The sequence below is a fragment of the Paenibacillus sp. FSL F4-0236 genome (assembly GCF_038000135.1).
GTDB lineage: Bacteria > Bacillota > Bacilli > Paenibacillales > Paenibacillaceae > Paenibacillus_AQ.
In genome coordinates this window covers 4,162,684-4,179,170 of record NZ_JBBOBK010000001.1, presented here as the reverse complement: position 1 = coordinate 4,179,170, position 16,487 = coordinate 4,162,684, and the positions used below count along the sequence as shown (strand labels likewise).

The 16,487-nt window shown below is 44.3% G+C and carries 14 protein-coding genes; 12 read left to right on the top strand and 2 right to left on the bottom strand.

The genetic code is table 11. The annotated features are described in order from the left end of the window. Window positions 1-23 precede the first annotated feature (23 nt). A complete protein-coding gene (locus tag NSQ29_RS18865) occupies window positions 24-680 on the top strand; it encodes a DNA-binding response regulator (RefSeq protein WP_042186245.1) in 657 nt (218 codons plus the stop codon). Between the two features lie 139 nt (window positions 681-819). Further along, window positions 820-2,037 carry an aminotransferase-like domain-containing protein gene (locus NSQ29_RS18860; protein ID WP_042186247.1) on the top strand — a complete coding sequence of 406 codons (1,218 nt, stop codon included), beginning with the start codon at window positions 820-822 and terminating at the stop codon, window positions 2,035-2,037. A 698-nt stretch (window positions 2,038-2,735) separates the two neighbouring features. On the opposite strand, the gene NSQ29_RS18855 is transcribed toward NSQ29_RS18860, so the two are convergent. Then, window positions 2,736-3,674 (bottom strand): DUF2161 family putative PD-(D/E)XK-type phosphodiesterase, encoded by a 939-nt coding sequence (locus NSQ29_RS18855; protein ID WP_341125829.1) that lies wholly within the window; start codon window positions 3,672-3,674, stop codon window positions 2,736-2,738. 180 nt (window positions 3,675-3,854) lie between these two features. Here NSQ29_RS18855 and NSQ29_RS18850 point away from each other — a divergent pair, with 180 nt between their 5' ends. The 3 genes from NSQ29_RS18850 to NSQ29_RS18840 all read left to right on the top strand — a co-directional run bounded on the left by NSQ29_RS18850 (window position 3,855) and on the right by NSQ29_RS18840 (window position 7,902). Then, window positions 3,855-5,750 carry a PrkA family serine protein kinase gene (locus NSQ29_RS18850; protein WP_042186251.1) on the top strand — a complete coding sequence of 632 codons (1,896 nt, stop codon included), beginning with the start codon at window positions 3,855-3,857 and terminating at the stop codon, window positions 5,748-5,750. 444 nt (window positions 5,751-6,194) lie between these two features. Further along, the gene (locus NSQ29_RS18845; protein WP_231573406.1) at window positions 6,195-7,121 is read left to right on the top strand and encodes an AraC family transcriptional regulator; all 927 of its coding nucleotides are present in this window, start codon (window positions 6,195-6,197) and stop codon (window positions 7,119-7,121) included. Window positions 7,122-7,470: 349 nt separating this feature from the next. Beyond that, window positions 7,471-7,902: a GNAT family N-acetyltransferase gene (locus NSQ29_RS18840; protein ID WP_234529879.1), complete on the top strand. Its 432-nt coding sequence runs from the start codon at window positions 7,471-7,473 to the stop codon at window positions 7,900-7,902. A 91-nt stretch (window positions 7,903-7,993) separates the two neighbouring features. Here the strand turns inward: NSQ29_RS18840 and NSQ29_RS18835 are convergent, their stop codons facing one another. Next, the gene (locus NSQ29_RS18835) at window positions 7,994-9,385 is read right to left on the bottom strand and encodes a SpoVR family protein (RefSeq protein ID WP_341126788.1); all 1,392 of its coding nucleotides are present in this window, start codon (window positions 9,383-9,385) and stop codon (window positions 7,994-7,996) included. Window positions 9,386-9,703: 318 nt separating this feature from the next. Between NSQ29_RS18835 and NSQ29_RS18830 the strand changes: the two genes are divergently transcribed. The 7 genes from NSQ29_RS18830 to NSQ29_RS18800 all read left to right on the top strand — a co-directional run bounded on the left by NSQ29_RS18830 (window position 9,704) and on the right by NSQ29_RS18800 (window position 16,319). Beyond that, complete coding sequence (locus tag NSQ29_RS18830) at window positions 9,704-10,645, top strand: ROK family protein (RefSeq protein WP_341125828.1); 942 nt, start codon at window positions 9,704-9,706, stop codon at window positions 10,643-10,645. A 179-nt stretch (window positions 10,646-10,824) separates the two neighbouring features. Continuing rightward, window positions 10,825-11,586, top strand: coding sequence for a CPBP family intramembrane glutamic endopeptidase (locus NSQ29_RS18825; RefSeq protein WP_042186303.1), 762 nt, complete (start codon window positions 10,825-10,827; stop codon window positions 11,584-11,586). A 247-nt stretch (window positions 11,587-11,833) separates the two neighbouring features. Further along, a complete protein-coding gene (locus NSQ29_RS18820) occupies window positions 11,834-12,667 on the top strand; it encodes a DUF4362 domain-containing protein (protein WP_341125827.1) in 834 nt (277 codons plus the stop codon). A gap of 280 nt (window positions 12,668-12,947) precedes the next feature. Then, window positions 12,948-13,661 carry a response regulator transcription factor gene (locus NSQ29_RS18815; RefSeq protein WP_076284202.1) on the top strand — a complete coding sequence of 238 codons (714 nt, stop codon included), beginning with the start codon at window positions 12,948-12,950 and terminating at the stop codon, window positions 13,659-13,661. Further along, a complete protein-coding gene (locus NSQ29_RS18810) occupies window positions 13,661-14,596 on the top strand; it encodes a sensor histidine kinase (protein WP_341125826.1) in 936 nt (311 codons plus the stop codon). The genes NSQ29_RS18815 and NSQ29_RS18810 overlap by 1 nt, the downstream gene beginning before the upstream one ends. Window positions 14,597-14,713: 117 nt before the next feature. After that, window positions 14,714-15,634 (top strand): ABC transporter ATP-binding protein, encoded by a 921-nt coding sequence (locus tag NSQ29_RS18805; protein ID WP_042186309.1) that lies wholly within the window; start codon window positions 14,714-14,716, stop codon window positions 15,632-15,634. After that, window positions 15,627-16,319 carry an ABC transporter permease gene (locus tag NSQ29_RS18800; protein WP_341125825.1) on the top strand — a complete coding sequence of 231 codons (693 nt, stop codon included), beginning with the start codon at window positions 15,627-15,629 and terminating at the stop codon, window positions 16,317-16,319. Before NSQ29_RS18805 ends, NSQ29_RS18800 begins: the two co-directional genes overlap by 8 nt. Window positions 16,320-16,487 lie beyond the last annotated feature (168 nt).

The window sequence follows — 16,487 nt, the reverse complement described above, 5'->3', positions numbered from 1 at the left end:
TAAAGCAGGGGGTCTGGGCATTAATGATGAAGGTTTGGCAGGTGGTTATTGTGGGGTGTCATCCTACAAGTATGCTGGGGACAAAATTGATTTTGGAAGAGGGAGGAGAGCTAAAAGTTCTAGGAATGTATTCAACTTGGGACGAAGGCGCTTCCATCGTAAGGGAAAAGAATCCCGAGCTAGTGCTGGCAGATTATCATATGCCTGAAGGTAATATTGAGAGTGTGCTGTTAAATATGAAAAAAAGCTCACCAAACTCACATTTTGTCGTGATGACGGATGAGGACGGCAGGGATCTGCTACAGCCCCTCATAGAGCTGGGAGCCAGCGGGATATTCTCGAAAGGAGCTTCTCCTCATCAGCTTTTACAGCTGATCCTGGGTTTACGTGTGGGTTTTCTTTCAATGCCGCTAGAATGGATAGAAAAAGGATCCTGGCCGATTTCGACTTCTAAAGGACTGGATGATGTTCTTCAATTGACGCAGACAGAGATGTTTATTATGGAGCGAATCGTTCAGGGGATTACTTATGATAAAATAGCGCTTGAAATTGCAGTAAGTCGTCGTTCGATTGACAATTACTTGCGCAAAATTTATGTGAAGCTTGATGTTTCGACGCGAGCGCAGGCCATTGAGAAATTTGCTCTCTTTTCAAGACAAAACAGGCAAATCTACGCATAACCCAAGCTATACGACATAATGACGGGAAAGGCGGAATATTCTTGAAATAGAAGAAAGCATATCACGTTAAATGGATAATCGTCCTCGAAAGAGGATAACTTAGCCATTTCTACTTGGTACTAGGGAAGGGGGATTTCGCATGCTTTACCAATTTTCTGCTCGCGCGCACACACTGCTATCGTCACCGCTTCTAAGTATTCGCACCCAAACACGGAGAAGCTCCATGATATCGCTTGCTGAAGAATTACCAGCGGAAGAACTGTTCCCATTATCGCTGCTTGCCGAAGCAGCCTCTACGGTGATATCTGCAGATGCAGGAGCACTTCAATATGGTGATCCTGCAGGGTATGGTCCACTTCGGGAGTGGCTTGCCGGGGATTGGCTCAGAGAAAAAGGGGTAACTGTTACCGAGGGTGGAGTTTTGCTAACAACGGGGAGCCAGCAAGCAATTGATTTGTTGTCGCGGGTGTATATTGATCCGGGAGATCGTGTATTAGTAGAAAATCCGACATCTCCAGGATTTTTGCAAACTCTTCGGATGCAGGGTGCCATCATTATTCCTGTAGAGGGTGACTTGGACGGGCTTCATCCAGATCATTTGCGGAGGCAAATTGAACTGCATAAGCCTAAGATGTTGTTCGCAACACCAAGCTTTACGAATCCAAGTGGCATCCTATGGAGCTTAGAGAGACGGCGTGAGGTGTTGGATCTTTGCATCGCGTATAACATCCTGATTGTAGAAGATGATTCTTATGGTGATCTACATTTCCAGAAGTATGGTGAACATTGGGCCACAAGATATCCATCCTTGTATGCGCTGGAAAATATAAGTGATGGCGGACACGTATTATATATCGGTTCGTTCAGCAAGACCGTTGCGCCCGCGCTGCGGACGGGTTGGGCTGCAGGTAGCCGGGAAGTGATCGGGATGATGGCTGCTGCCAAGCAGATGGCAGACTGGCAATCGAGCGCATTAAATCAGCGGCTCTTGCATCATTTGTTGGATGTGACCGCTTTTGATCTTCGTGAGCATATTGCGCAGCTGAACCGAGAATATAACACCCGACTGAAGTTAATGGTTGAACTGCTAAAACGTCCAGCTTGGAAAGGAAGCTCCTACGACCTGCCGTCAGGAGGTATGTTTCTATGGGTATCTCCACCGGAGGGAATGGATGTTATGGCACTGCTAAAATGTGCGCTAGGTAAGGGAGTGGCATTTTTGCCAGGACCGTTATGTAGCGTAGATGGAAGCGGAAATCACATTCGTCTTAACTTCAGCCATCCCGGCCGGGATGAGCTGCTACTTGGTATGAATCTGATGAGTGAGGCGGTTAAGGAGTTCACGGCTCGGAGTTAGGTGGCTGATCAAGGAATCTGATGGATCGGACGTATAAAAGTAACGCACAGGTTGATGAGCGGTCATATGCGCAGGTAGATGTGTGGGCAGATGAACTGGCAGAATAATGTATGACACACCCTGGAAGTCATAAGGGACAGAGAGGTGCATTAGGCAAGGAGTAGAGTGCGAGGGAGGTCATTATAGGGGATTTCTCCCTATAACTGGCTGATTTATATTCTGGAATGGAGATTATAGGGAATCTCTCCCTATAAATTTCAGAAAAAGCCCTTTTTATGGAGCAATCTATGCTTTTATAGGGAGGAAATCCCTATATATCGGTTTATAGCGCGTATATTGAGGAATTATAGGGATGATTTCTCCTTAATTCAACTTGTCAGTTTGAGATTAATACTTCGAAGGTTAGTTCTATTTCTATGGCTTAACGGATTGGAACACAAAAAGCATCCCGTCGATGGGATGCTTTTTGGCGTTACCTGAACATCGTTACGTGTGCATTAGAATAATAAGTTTAAAGTCCGAGTAAATGATTAGAACCTAATTCAAAGACGAAAATCGAAGTAAAAGATCAAAATAGAAGTAAAAGATCAAAATCGGATAATGATAAAAGTCAGAGTGAAAGATCAAAAGCAGAGAAAAAGATAAAGGCTCCAGCAAAAATTTGAAATTGAAAGAATTTTTTGTTTAGTATAGGCAAGCTAATTACTGTGATGATTGCTGTCATGGGGTACGCCGCCAGTTATAGCGGCGTATTCTACTAGCGCGGCCTGACCGGCTGGGGTCAGGGTATAGCGCCCACGGCTGACACGGTGGAACCAGCCGTAGTAGTTGTGCTGTAGCATAGCGGCGGCGTTCGGTACGCCGCTACGCTTCCGCAGCTCGGCCGGAGAGATCCCGGCCGAGCGGGCGCTTGAGGCAGCGCTAGGGGCACCGCTTCGCGTGCCAGCCGCCGCTGCCTCCCGTGCTGCCGTGTCCCCGGCAGCACGCCTCTCCGGCGCTGAGCTCAGCGCCGGAGCCTGTGCAGCGGTGCTCGCCGCTGCACGTTTGCCCGCTGCGAGCGAAGCCTTCGCAGCGGCCTTCTCGGCAGCGACGGCGGCCTCCGCCGCCGCTGCCTGCAGAGAAAGCGCGACACGCAGCGCTTTCTCACGGTAGGCCGTCACGAGCTTGACGCGCGTGCTGCCGCCGGTGTTGTAGTCTCCGCTGCGCTCGCGGAACTCATAGAGCAGGCGCTCGCGCCGCCGCTTGTTGCTGCGCTGCGCAGGTGGCGTCTCGTCCGGCTCGACGAGCACCTCGACCAGCGGGGCCTTGGTCTTATAAAAAACAACGGTGATCAGCCCGAGACCAAGGCGGCGGCACAGTCCGCTAATCTCGCCCCAGCGCTGGTTTACCGCTCCTTTTTTATCACGGACACGTTCTACTGCGAGATAGACCGTAGGACTGAGCTTTAGCCGTTCCACGCCTTGCAGGAGCAAGGCGAGGTTGAACGATTTTTTCATCTCTACGATTAGAGGCTGCTCTAAATCCTCACGAATACCCACCAAATCACAAGTCCGAACCTCACCCTTGATGCTGTATCCTTGCTTTTCAAAAAAAACCTTCAAAGGAGCATACAGCTCCGTTTCATGTCGTACCGCCATAGTGTCACTCCCGTAGCTCTTTTTTTCGGGTTCTCATTAAGGTTTTACTGCGATTTTATGATTCTCTATTATAGCACAGCAAAAAAGAGGTCAACTATTCCGCGCTTGCCGCATAGGTATGTAATACACTTTTTAACGCTATAGGAGAGCAAGTAGGAGCGCAAGAGGAGGCAGCGAGCAATGGATATTTTTGAGCGAATAGCTTCGTATCGGGCTGAGAACGACCGTTTGGCGTGGAGCGGGACCTTCAAGCAATATATAGAACTTTTGAAAAAAGACCCCTCTCCCGCAAAAACCGCTCACTCCCGCGTTTATGACATGATCAAGTCGCATGGCGTAGAGGACATAAACGGACGCAAACGTTATAAGTTTTTTGAACAAGAGATTTTTGGACTTGATCGTGCAGTCGAAAAGTTAGTGGAGGAGTATTTTCACTCTGCAGCACGCCGGCTAGATGTTCGTAAACGGATTCTGTTATTGATGGGACCTGTCAGTGGGGGGAAATCGACCCTAGTCACGCTGTTAAAAAGAGGTTTGGAACAATACTCGCGGACGGATGCGGGTGCGGTATATGCGGTTGAGGGCTGCCCGATGCATGAGGATCCACTACATTTGATCCCCCTGGAGCTTCGTCCAGAGATTGAAAAAGAACTCGGTGTGCGTATTGAGGGCAACTTGTGCCCATCCTGCCAGATGCGGCTGAGAAATGATTATGCGGGAGATATTGAGCAGGTTAAAGTGGCTCGTGTCATTTTGTCAGAAGAAGAGCGGGTAGGGATTGGTACTTTTAGTCCATCCGATCCGAAGTCGCAAGATATCGCCGATTTGACAGGAAGTATCGACTTTTCGACCATTACTGAATTTGGTTCGGAATCCGATCCACGCGCTTACCGTTTTGACGGAGAGCTGAACAAAGCTAACCGTGGGCTGATGGAATTTCAAGAAATGCTCAAATGCGACGAAAAGTTTCTATGGAATCTGCTGTCACTGACGCAAGAAGGAAATTTCAAGGCTGGCCGGTTCGCGCTAATCAGTGCGGATGAAATGATCATAGCTCACACCAATGAAACCGAGTATAAGTCGTTTATTTCTAATAAAAAGAATGAAGCGCTCCAGTCCCGTATGATTGTGATGCCTGTTCCGTATAACCTCAGAGTATCGGAAGAGGAAAAAATCTACGCGAAGTTGATCGCCCAGAGTGATATGAACCATGTGCATATTGCGCCACATGCGCTGCGTGCCGCTGCTATTTTCTCGATCCTGACCCGTCTGAAAGAAAGTAAAAAACAAGGCATGGATCTGATCAAAAAGCTTCGCATGTATGATGGTGAAGAGGTCGAAGGCTACAAAGAAGCAGATCTCAAGGAGATGCAAACGGAGTATTTGGATGAAGGCATGTCCGGAATAGATCCGCGGTATGTTATCAACCGGATTTCCAGTGCTTTGATCAAAGGTGATCTGCAGTGCATGAACGCACTGGATGTGTTGCGTGCAATTAAAGACGGCCTGGATCAGCATCCATCGATTACAAAAGAGGAGCGGGAGCGTTATTTGAACTTCATCTCCATTGCCCGCAAAGAATATGACATTTTAGCTAAAAGCGAAGTGCAAAAGGCCTTCGTCTACTCCTTTGAGGAGTCCGCCAAGACATTATTTGAGAATTATCTCGATAATATCGAAGCCTTCTGCAATTGGTCCAAAATCCGCGATCCGCTGACGGATGAGGAGATGGAGCCGGATGAGCGGTTAATGCGTTCGATTGAAGAGCAAATCGGTATCTCTGAGAATGCGAAAAAAGCGTTCCGGGAAGAGATCCTGATCCGGATTTCCGCGTATTCACGCAAAGGGAAGAAATTCGAGTACAACAACCACGACCGCCTACGGGAAGCGATTGAGAAGAAGCTATTCACAGATCTCAAAGATATCGTCAAAATCACCACCTCGTCCAAAACGCCGGATGAAAGTCAGCTTAAACGGATCAATGAGGTGTGCGCTAGACTTATTGATGGGCATCACTATTGCCCAATATGCGCTAATGAGCTGCTGAAGTATGTGGGCAGTCTGCTTAATCGGTAAAAGAATACAAGTGAATTTGCGGACCACCATTTGGTGGTCTTTTTTTATGTGATAGATATTTTTTACGTGTATCAATACGTGAGATTGTGTGGAATTAGGCTTTGGTCGCGCATCCGAAAAGTAATGCATGAACCATGAAAAGTAGCAGGGGGAGCCGCCCTTACAGGAAAAAACTGCAAATGTACATTATTATATATGGCAAAGCTCTTTAAATTAGTAATTCCTGCAAATCTGCAGTTTTTTTGCGGTGTAAGTCACTTTCAAATCCCAAGTAGGGAAAATTCCTGTATTTTTGCAGCTTTTGAGCTAGATGAGGACGATATCAATGTAAAAAGCTGCACATTTGCAGTTTTCTATGACAGCTAACTAAAGAAAGTGTTAGATCATACAGCATCATACAGCTCAGCAAAACAGGAACAATCCTACTCGCTTGCAGTTGGTATAATGAAATCACCGTACGGGGGAAGGCTGGTGCTGCACTTGAATTACAGTAAAGATATAGAGAAATGTGTTGAATATATTGAAGCTCATATCAAAGAAAATATAACAGTGGAAGAAATAGCCGCTGAGGTTGGATATTCGGTGTATCATTTTTGCCGAGTGTTCAGCTTATGCAAGGAAATGTCCGTGATGGAATATGTGCGGAGCCGGAAATTATCTTTAGCGTCCATTGAATTGTTTGCCGGTAGAAGAATCATTGATATCGCGCTGGACTATGGTTTTGAGACACAAAGTGGATTCACTAAGGCCTTTCGCAAGGCTTTTGGCTATAGCCCGACACAGTATGCCGCACGGATGGACGGATTTACTAAAGGAAAAACACTAATTGAAATCGGAGGTTTTATAATGAACCCTGTTATTGTTCGCAAGCCTGCATTTAAGGTCGCTGGGTATGGGATCCAAACTAATGTTGCTGGAAGTATGTACACCAAGGATATTGCATCTTTTTGGAGTCATTATGAGGGTGAGAATCTGGAGTCCAAAATGTATAAAATACTAAACCCGCCTAAACACGGAGAAGTCGGCTTATGTATTCCTTCCTCAGATAATGGTAATGCGACTTATCTTCTAGGTGTTATTGTAGAGGACTACTCCAAGGTGGAAGATGATATGTTGACGATGGATGTGCCAGAAGCCGAATATGCTGTGTTCACAACGCCGCCAGTGGATACATCAACGGATACAGAGCAAATACAGTTTGCACAGGTTATAAAAAGCACATGGAAGTATATCTTCGAAGAATGGTTTAAGGATAGTGGCTACGATTATGATGATAGTAAACTGGATTTCGAATTCTATGATGAACGCTGCCACTCGCGTCCGGATACGGTGATGGAGATTTATGTTCCTGTGAAAAAATCGACTGAATGATATGTAAGGGCAAATGCTGCTCGGTGATGATCGTAACTTCGGGGAATGTTTGGACTTTCGGTCGCTGTTGTCTCTGGATTTATTGATTATTCCTTAGCGGATTAAATCCAGAAACAAAGGCGAACGCTACGCTCCTACAGTTCCAAACTTCCCCTACGTTACTTTTACCTTTGCAGCATTTGCAAAGTTCAATTATTCAGTCGATACGGGGTGTCGACGTAAGAAGGTCCGCAGCGGGTTATACGCTGCGGGCTTTCTCATTTATTGTAGGAGGATTGACGCTTATCCCCTCCCGTAGTCTAATAGATTAAATAGACGTGTAACTTGATAATCTCGGGGAGTGAAACAGATGATTAGAGAAGCAAAAGTAGAGGACTGGAAAGACATATCCGAATTATTAGAGCAGTTGGGTTATCCAGAGACAGAAGCATTCATGCAAGAAAAAATAGAAAAGCTAGTCCTGCATCCGGATGAGGAATTATTAGTTTTCGAGGAAGATCATAAAGTAGTCGCTTGCATTTCCATGCATTACATACCTCAATTAGGGCTCACAGGGGATACTGCAATTATAAGCTATCTTGTGGTAAGTAATGCCATTAGGAGCAAGGGAATTGGACGGATGCTTGAGGAATATTGCACTGATTTAGCTAGAAAAAGAAACTGTGACCGAATTCAAGTTCATTGCCACTCCAGAAGAACTGATGCGCATAGATTTTATGCCCGACAAGGATTTACTGAGGCTCCGAAATATTTTTCAAAGATGTTAAATGAATCCGAATAATCAATAGACCAAATAAAGAGCGGCAGACCAGGGACGTACTACGCGTCCAGTTCTGCCGCTTTGTTTTTCAAGTTATAGAGCCTTATTCTCTTTAAATAAACTTCCGCTGCACCTTTTTGCCATCATACGAGAACCGCGCCTTTTTGTCCTCCACGACGGTCTGCAGATGAACGGTGCGCCCCCATAATGAGTAGATATGCGGGAGTGTGCGCTCCAGGTACTTCAGGTCCAGCTCGATACTTTCATAGCGGTGGGTGATAAATAACTCGCCATTCTTCTCGAAGTCGGCATCCTCTATGACCAAGTAAGGTGACCCGCCATTGACTCGAGCGAGTACCAGTTGATCCCGTACGTTTTCCCATGCTTTGTCGGTGATTTTCCATTCCGGCCCTTTTTTCTCAAAAACATAAAGATCGAGGTCGTTCACCAGTTCTTTGGACAGATAGCTGCGGATAAAAGAAGTATCAGACTCCAACTCGCGAACCTCAAATATTTTCTCGCGGTCCCAGCGGCGTTCGATGTCTTCGAAGATTTTTAGACCAAGATAGTATGGATTCAGGCTTTGCCGTGAAGGCTGCACGACGGAGGAATTTAGTTTAGCGTATTCTACGGTTTCTTCTTCGGTCAGATCCAGTTCACGGACGATGCGCTGATGCCAGTACGAAGCCCAGCCTTCGTTCATGATCTTCGTCTCCATTTGTGGCCAGAAGTAGAGCATTTCATCATGAAGCATCGTCATAATATCGCGCTGCCAATCCTCCAAGACGGTGGAATATTGCTGGATGAACCAGACAATATCTTTTTCCGGCTCAGGTGGGAACGCACGATTTCCGGATGATGCTTCCTGTGGTCCAGAATTGCTCTTGTCTAGATTCCATAACTCGTCGTACGGATTAGCTGGTTTGGAGCCACCCGGAGGGGCATCCTTGAGTTCTTTCATTTTGGCTTCCAGCAGATGGGTCTTACCTAGCTTACGCGGCTGAATCAGGCTGGGATCTATATGCTCTTGAATGGCCAGCACGGAATCGATGAAGCGCTCCACTGCATCGGTACCGTAGATTACTGAATAACCGGCGATCCGATCCGCTGTAGCCGACATGCTCTCGACCATATCCCGGTTGGACATGGAGAAACGCATGTTATTTTTGAAAAAATCGCAGTGCGCCAGCACGTGAGCTACGATCAGCTTGTTCTGAATCAGCGAGTTTCCGTCGAGCAGGAAGGCATAACAAGGGTTGGAGTTAATGACGAGCTCGTATATTTTACTCAGCCCGAAATCGTATTGGGATTTCATTTTGTGAAATGTTTTTCCGAAGCTCCAGTGACCAAATCGTGTCGGCATTCCATAAGCGCCGAATGTATAAATAATATCTGCAGGGCATATTTCATAACGCATGGGATAAAAATCCAAGCCGAAGCCAGTAGCTATTTCCGTAATTTCAGCAATCGCCCGCTCCAACGCATTAATTTCTTCGCTTGGCATGATTCTGTGCTCCCTCCTATAATTCTGTAGATCCAACCTGAATAAACCCTCACGAAATGAGGTTTGGCTTCATATAGATGGGTCGATCAATGTAGTTCATATTATGTATATGGGTAGGGGAGGGGCAATATGACGGGAGGGAGAATCCGTTATATATCTTTATGATTTTCTCAAGGTGATTCGTAAGTAGCTTGCAGTTATCAAAATACCATCATATTAATTATCGTGGAGAATTATTAATTCAATAGAAGAATAGAATGGTTATGGCGCACGAGTAGTGAAAGCTGGCGTATCCAAGGTCTGGGATGTGAGTCTCCTTTGAAGCCTAAAGTCGTGATCGCTTTAGACGTGGGAGGAACCTTTATTAAGTCTGGTTTGGTCGTGGATGGAGAATTGCTACAGGCTAGCTGCAAGCAACATCCTTCCTTCGCTGACCAAGATGCCGATGTGATTATAGACCAATTTATTTCTATATTTGAAGATCAATATCAGTTCTATTCCGTTACACTAGGGAAATCCTCAGACTGTACTTGGCGCATCAGTCTCGCCTTTCCCGGGCCCTTTGATTATCAGCAAGGTATCTGTTATATTCAGGGGCTTAGTAAATATGAGGCATTGTATGGTAAGAATGTACGAGAAGTATTATATACCCGGTTCAATACCTTACAACATAAGGAATGGGCGAAGCACCTGCTGCAGGCAGATATTCGCTTTGAGAATGATGCGAAGCTGTTTGTCTTAGGCGTAAGTAGGTTATTTCCAAATGAACGATATATTTCGTTAACTTTAGGGACAGGGCTAGGCTCCGCATTTATTGATCGTGCATCGATCCTGAACGAAGGACCAGGTGTCCCCAAGGACGGTTGGCTTTTTGATAAACCTTTCATGGAGAGCACCATAGATAATGCCTTCTCACGTCGGGGAATTCTTCGCCTGGCTGAGCAGATGGGAGCTCTAGAAAAAGGAATGGACGTGAAGGAACTCGCAGAACAAGCAAGAAACGGGAATAGCTTGTGCTGCAAGGTGTTTGAAGAATTCGGTACACGATTGGCTAGGATGCTAAAGTCCTATGTTATAGACTATCAGCCAAACCGCATCGTTATTGGCGGACAGATTGCCAAGAGCATCGATTTATTTAGTCCCGCCCTCCAGAAGGGATTGGCTGATTCATCTATTGGTATATTTACTTCAGAAAATGTGTTCGAACACACGCTTATCGGAATATCGAGATTATTTGACGATTCCTTAGGATTCAATTGATAATTCAAAGATAACCAGTTACCGATCGATGTCGGTGACTGGTTATTTTTATGCTCCATCTTCGGCCAGAAATTGAGCATTTCATCAGGGATTATAAATGAACTTGTCGGTTCATTTATAGTTCATATTCCAGTGATAGGATTCACAGTACAATAATAAGCGTTGGAAGGTCGTGCAACATGACAAAAGTAAAACAAACCGTAGATTATCCTTTGTATAATGGACAGCCGTATTTCATGCCTATTGGCAAATGGGTAGTGATCCTTGCAAGTATCGTTGTAGGCTATTTAACAATGACAGTAGAGATTCCTTTTCTGCCTAATGAAGTGCAGAGCAAGATTGCTCCGTTTCTATTCACGCTGTTTCCGTTAATCGCATTAGTGTGGGCAACCAAAGGGAAGTTAGGAATTCTCTTCAAAAAGCCTGAAGTAAGTCATGTATTATACGGGATTTTATTCTTTATTATTAATTTCATCGTAACGTTGGGGGTAGCTGCGCTGCTTTCATCGATGGGAGCTGTAACAGTAAATGCGGTGCTAGGTCATGGGGATACCCTTTCAACAGGTGAGAAGCTCTGGACATTGTTCTTCTCAGGATTTCAATTAATTGGCGAGGAATTGTTAACGATCTTGCCATTCCTGGCGATTATGCAGCTTTGCTTTATTGGCTTTAAAATGTCACGCAAGGCGTCCGTGTTTATTGCATTAATCGTAACAGCGCTCATTTTTGGTGCACTACACTTAAAAACGTACAATTTTAATTTTGCTCAGGCCATTCTGGGAATCGGAATCGCTCGAATTATTCTAACGCTTGCTTACATGAAAACAAAGAATATCTGGACATCGATCATTGCACATATTTTAAATGACTGGGCAATATTTGGGACTAGTATGTTAGGTGGCGCAGTAGCAGCACCGTTCCTGATGCATTTCTTGCATTAAGAGCCGGAGAATTTCCGTAGACTCACAAAGAGGTTAAGCATATAGTGCGATAGATATTGAGGAGATTTCTGAGGTACAAAAGCACAGCTGATTGGATATCCAATCAGCTTTTTTTGCTATCTAGTTTAAATTCCTATCAATCTCTCTATCATCAGATATCCCTCTGAAGGGATACCCAGCCCCCGTTATTATTGGTATACTTTAACAAATGATTCTACTTATGGAGTGTTTAAGGAGGTTATGATCGATGAGATCGAGCGGTATTCTTCTGATTTTTATAGCGCTTATAGTAACCGGTTGCTTTAACCAGCCATCCAATGGAGAAGACAAATTCACAACTACCATTAATGAACAAGAAGATGTGATAAACAGCCATGGAATGATTGTTAAGAATCTTAAGAAGCTGGATGCTTTTATCCAAAATAAAGCGGGTAAGCAGCGTGTGGTTCATTACACAATTGAGGGTGATCCGATCTTTAATGACTTGAAATATACTGACCAAGGGATTGAAATGCGGCATGATAATTCCGAAGATACGTTTGGTAGTCCCCAAGTAACCACATACACTTGTCAGAACCTTGTTAGAAACGAAACGGATAAACTTCTGTCGTATACCTTAACGGGCTGCGAGGGCGAACAAGCAAAGATCGAGCTGCTACAGATTTCTTTTGACGTCACGAAACAAGATAAGTTTGAGTTTGTTTTAAAATATGGTGTGAACCAAAAGAACGAAATTAATACGATAGAGAAGAAGTTGGTCAAAGATCTCCAGAATGGGGAAGTAGTCGAGGTTAGTGATTTTGAGCTTTCTGAACAGGAACGTGGACAAATCTATAAAGAAATGGTTCTAGCGAATTACTTAGATGAAAAAGAGTTATCTACCGAGTGTAATCGGAAACCTGTTGTAAGTTACGATTTATCGGTTCAGATTAATAGTGGAGAGCGTCATTATCAGTGGACGGAATGCAAGAATACTGAGGATGACGGTCAGATGACTGAACTAGCCCAAGCGATCATTAAGATCGTGCAGGCCGGAAGCATTTATAAGGAACTGCCTGAGGTTAAGGGGCATTATGAATAATTTAAATAAGTTGAACTAAAACATTCTAAAAAGGAAGAGTGGCGGAGGGGGATTTTGGAACTGTAGGAGCGATAGCGTTCGCCTGAAAGCTTTCCGTAGGAAAGCTCGCTCCGGAAGCATAGGCTCACCGGATTTCAACCGTGAAACACGGTATATAATCAAGAAATCTGGGGACAACAGCGACCGGAAGTCCAAACATTCACCGCAGTCACGTTTACCTTAAAGAAATACCTTAAGTTTTTAACTAATTTTTATTCTCAGATCATTGGAGGCAGCATTCATGCACCGAATATTGTTAATTGAAGATGACGAAGCAATTAGTGAAATGGTTAGATCCTATTTAGTAAAAGAGGGCTATGAAGTGGAAACGGCGTTTGATGGTGAAGTAGCGGAAAGGACATTTCGTACTAGTAATCCTTTTGATCTTGTATTATTAGATCTCATGCTGCCCAAGCGCAGCGGTACTGATATTCTCCAGACGATCCGTGCGACAAGTCTAGTTCCGGTGTTGATCATGTCAGCCAAGGACAGCGATGTGGATAAAGCGCTTGGACTTGGCTTTGGGGCGGATGATTATATTACCAAGCCATTTTCAATGATCGAATTAGCTGCAAGAGTGAAGGCTGCGATTCGAAGAGCGGGTTATGCTACCCCCACCATCCAACCGGAAGCTCCAATTCCTGCGAAGCAAAAAATTTCCATTGGTGGCCTGACTGTAGATTTGGATAATTTCTCTGCGCTAAAGAACGGGGAAGAGGTGAAGTTAACGTCTAAGGAATTTCATATTCTTAAGCTGTTCGTTACGCATCCGGGCAGGGTCTTCACCAAAGCGCAGATTTATGCTAGCGTATGGGCAGATGATTATTTCGGAGATGAGAACGTTATTAATGTACATATGAGAAGATTACGCGAAAAAATAGAAGATGACCCCTCGCATCCAGAGTACATCAAGACGTTGTGGGGGATCGGATATAAGCTGGGAGAGCAGCTATAATGAGCATGGCGTTTAGTGTGGTCATTGTACTCCTGCTCGTCGTCATTGTATGGCAATATCAGCATTCGCGTAAAGCTTCCAGAGACCTGAAATATATTCATGACAAGCTAAGTAGCATCATGGCTGAAGGTTCACACGAAAGACTGCTGTTATTCAGTAGTAATGTGGAGCTGCAAAGTGTGCTGATTGATCTAAATCGGCTGCTCGACATTAATCATAAAGGAAGCATTGAGCGCGTGAAGCTGGAGAAGTCCATGCGTAATATGCTGTCGAACATTTCCCACGATCTTAAGACTCCGCTAACGGTAGTACTCGGTTATATTGAGACGATTCTTCAGGATGAACATATGCCAGCCGAGGAACGGGAACGTATGATGAATACGATTCACCAAAAAGCAAATGAAGTGATCCATCTGATGAACAAGTTCTTTGACTTGGCTAAGCTGGAATCAGGGGATCGGGAAATCAATCTTACACGTGTTGAGGCAGGTGAGGTGTGCAGACGTAATATTCTCTCTTTCTATGATATCCTTAGCGCCAAGGGCAGTGAGGTGGAGATAGAAATCCCTGATGACTCGCTTTATTTCATGGGAAACGAAGAGGCGCTTGACCGGATATTGACCAATTTGTTATCGAATGCGATTGCTTACGGGGATGCCGGAGGCGTATTAGGTTTGAAACTCTATAGTGATAAGAACAAAGTATACATAGATGTTTGGGACAGGGGAAAAGGCATTAGTGAAGTTCACCAGGATAAAGTATTCGAACGGCTCTATACACTGGAGGATTCGAGAAATCGATCATATCAAGGGAGTGGTCTGGGTCTGACGATCACCAAAAGATTAACGGAGCAGATGAATGGTACCATTACACTGGTTAGTCAACCGTTTGTGAGAACAGTATTTACCCTTTCTTTTCGTAGATTAAGCTTCTAAAGAATGAAATTGTGTACAGCTTAAGATTTTTGTAAGAATCGAGTAATAAAAAAGAAAATTCTGCTGTGTACAATAAGAACTAAGGAAGACGAGACGAAAACAAAGGGGAGCACGGAAATGACTACGATACTTCGAACAAGAAATTTAACGAAAACCTACCAAGGCAAAGAAGCCGTTAGCAATGTGAATATGAATATTAAACAAGGTGAAATTTATGGCTTTCTTGGACCGAACGGTGCCGGAAAAACAACGGTCATGAAAATGATCACGAACCTCGTTAAACCGACGAGTGGTGAGATTGAGTTTTTTAATGAAAAAATGACAAATCATTCGTATGAAATGCTCAAACGGATGGGCTGCATCATTGAATATCCAGTGTTTTATGATAAACTCACAGCCAAGGAAAACCTGATCCTGCATGGAGAATATATGGGCTATTATGATCCGCAAGCGATTGGCGAAGCGCTGGAGCTGGTAAAGCTTACGGGTATCGATAAAAAGCCGGTGAAGCAATTTTCGCTTGGGATGAAGCAGCGTCTTGGTATTGCCAGAGCCTTTATGACGAAACCGGAGCTACTCATTCTGGATGAGCCGATTAATGGACTAGACCCTGTGGGAATCAAAGAGATGCGTGAAGTGTTCCGGATGCTTAGCCGTGAATATGGAATGACGTTACTTGTATCTAGTCATATTCTGGGGGAAATCGAGCAGATTGCTGATACTATCGGTGTGATCCGGCAGGGTGCTCTGGTAGAAGAGGTGGCGATGGATTCCATTCGCGGTCAAAATACAGAATATATCGAAGTGGTTACGAATGAGATTAACAAAGCAGTGTACGTGTTGGAGCACAAGCTTGGCCTCAATAACTTCAAAGTACTTGATCATATTACAGTAAGAATCTATGACGGTGGAATCTCACAACGTGATCTGAATAAGGCGTTAGTGCTAGCAGACGTGGAGATTGAGAGCATCAGCAAGAAACAACATACGCTGGAAGATTATTTTTTACAATTGATTGGGGGTGAAGGCGTTGCTTAAATTAATATCTTTGGAGATTCGGAAGAATAAGCTAAAGACTCTTCTTACAGGGGCAGCAATCGTCAATCTCGCTATTCTTGGGTTTATGATTATGGTTTTATTCGTTGATCGAAATGAGAATGAACCGTCGTTCGCTTCTTACGTAGATATGTTTGAGGGTGTGTTCGTTTTTGTTAAGGCTGCTTATATTATTTTCGCTTCCGTTATTATTAGCAAGCTGGTGATTGATGAGTATAAGAACAACACAATTACTCTTCTCTTCATGTACCCTATCTCACGTAAAAAGCTAATGACTGCGAAAATATTGATAGTGTTCGCCTTCACATTTGTTGCCATCATCGTGTCAGACATTGTGGTTGGCGCTATCCTAATAGGATTCAATTCTTTTGTAGGGCTTATTCCGGGTGAGTTAAACCTTCCCATGATCACTTCAGAGCTGATCAAGTTAGGCGCAAACGCATTTTACGCAGCGGGTATTGCTTTGATTCCTTTGTACTTTGGAATGAAGAAAAAATCAGTCCCTGCCACCATCGTCTCGGCTGTGTTAGTTACGTCCCTAATTTCTGGTGGATTTGATCAAGCGCGCTTAGGTAATTTAGCGGCGGTGTCGATCTCGCTTGGCTTGATAGGAGCAGGTATTGCCTATATGGCCATTCGCAATATTGATCATAAAGATATAGCCTAAGATACTTTCAGAAATCCCTCTTAAGAATCTCAGTACGATGTGTAAATCATCGTGGCTGGGTTCTAAAGGGGGATTTGGTGTTTATCTGCGACTGATTAAAGTATATTTGCTATAATGATCAAAATAGAAGAATTTAAAATTTAAGATGATTTCCGTTCATTTTAGGGT

What these genes read in the sequence shown, in the direction of transcription:
- NSQ29_RS18865 (WP_042186245.1), top strand. Translation starts at nt 24, where the DNA reads ATGATGAAGGTTTGGCAGGTGGTTATTGTGGGGTGTCATCCTACAAGT.
- NSQ29_RS18860 (WP_042186247.1), top strand. Translation starts at nt 820, where the DNA reads ATGCTTTACCAATTTTCTGCTCGCGCGCACACACTGCTATCGTCACCG.
- NSQ29_RS18855 (WP_341125829.1), bottom strand. Translation starts at nt 3,674, where the DNA reads ATGGCGGTACGACATGAAACGGAGCTGTATGCTCCTTTGAAGGTTTTT.
- NSQ29_RS18850 (WP_042186251.1), top strand. Translation starts at nt 3,855, where the DNA reads ATGGATATTTTTGAGCGAATAGCTTCGTATCGGGCTGAGAACGACCGT.
- NSQ29_RS18845 (WP_231573406.1), top strand. Translation starts at nt 6,195, where the DNA reads ATGAAATCACCGTACGGGGGAAGGCTGGTGCTGCACTTGAATTACAGT.
- NSQ29_RS18840 (WP_234529879.1), top strand. Translation starts at nt 7,471, where the DNA reads ATGATTAGAGAAGCAAAAGTAGAGGACTGGAAAGACATATCCGAATTA.
- NSQ29_RS18835 (WP_341126788.1), bottom strand. Translation starts at nt 9,385, where the DNA reads ATGCCAAGCGAAGAAATTAATGCGTTGGAGCGGGCGATTGCTGAAATT.
- NSQ29_RS18825 (WP_042186303.1), top strand. Translation starts at nt 10,825, where the DNA reads ATGACAAAAGTAAAACAAACCGTAGATTATCCTTTGTATAATGGACAG.
- NSQ29_RS18820 (WP_341125827.1), top strand. Translation starts at nt 11,834, where the DNA reads ATGAGATCGAGCGGTATTCTTCTGATTTTTATAGCGCTTATAGTAACC.
- NSQ29_RS18815 (WP_076284202.1), top strand. Translation starts at nt 12,948, where the DNA reads ATGCACCGAATATTGTTAATTGAAGATGACGAAGCAATTAGTGAAATG.
- NSQ29_RS18810 (WP_341125826.1), top strand. Translation starts at nt 13,661, where the DNA reads ATGAGCATGGCGTTTAGTGTGGTCATTGTACTCCTGCTCGTCGTCATT.
- NSQ29_RS18805 (WP_042186309.1), top strand. Translation starts at nt 14,714, where the DNA reads ATGACTACGATACTTCGAACAAGAAATTTAACGAAAACCTACCAAGGC.